The organism is Streptomyces tibetensis, from assembly GCF_007655005.1.
GTDB lineage: Bacteria > Actinomycetota > Actinomycetes > Streptomycetales > Streptomycetaceae > Streptomyces > Streptomyces tibetensis.
The window spans coordinates 1-833 of record NZ_SZVW01000055.1 but is presented as its reverse complement, the minus strand read 5'-3'; the positions used below and the strand labels follow the sequence as shown (position 1 = coordinate 833).

The following is an 833-nucleotide window of genomic DNA, read 5'->3' as shown; positions in this document are numbered from 1 at the left end:
TGTCATACCATTTTTATTTTTTTAATTTGGATAATGCTTTTTTTGAAATTTTGGTTAACTGATTTATGTATGATGGATCGTAAATTTATTTTTTTGAATTGTGGTAATTGTAGTTATTGGCTGCTTGAAGTTGGAAATTATTTTTTGTAAAAGTCAAGGTCAAGCTTGCTTGCCGTAGGGTAGCCTTGACTTTTTTAGCAAGAAAAACGCTGGAAAAAGAAGTCAGCTTGCCTGAGCTTCCCGAGACACGTGTCGGCGAACGGTTCCCCAATGCAATGGGGCGGAGGGGTTAAGATACGCCGTAGGGCAACCCTTGACTATTTTAAGCATAAAGACGCTGAGAAAAAAGAAAGCAAGCTTGCTTTCCCGAGACACGTGTCGGCGAACGGTTCCCCAATGCAATGGGGCGGAGGGGTTAAGATATGCTATAACATAAAAAGAACCCTGATAAAATCAAGGTTCTTTTAGTTGAATATACGTGATATAATATCACTAAAAATAAATAAAAAAATACAACTTACAGAGAGATTCTTGCCGGAATTCTGGAAGTTGTCTTTCAATGTTGATTATACGCAATTATTGGCGAAACTTCAACAGGAAAGTAGATTTATAAAGATGTTTAAACGTGAAAATAGAGATGAAATTGTAAGACTTAGAGTAACGACAGAAGAAAAAGAAATTTTAAAAAAGTTTGCTCAAGAAAAAGATTTGACTATGTCAGCAGTAATAGCTCAAGCCTTAGATAACTATTTAGATGCAACAGTTCCAAAAGATTTTGAGCAAATGGAAGTTTATTATAATGGCAAAAAGGATAAAGCATTGACACGTAAAGC

At 35.4% G+C, this 833-nt stretch carries 1 protein-coding gene; it reads left to right on the top strand.

Annotation, left to right across the window (positions count from 1 at the left end):
- Nucleotides 1-468: 468 nt before the first annotated feature.
- Nucleotides 469-833: plasmid mobilization protein (locus FDO69_RS40885; RefSeq protein WP_206338753.1), on the top strand; the 365-nt coding region annotated here is incomplete at its 3' end.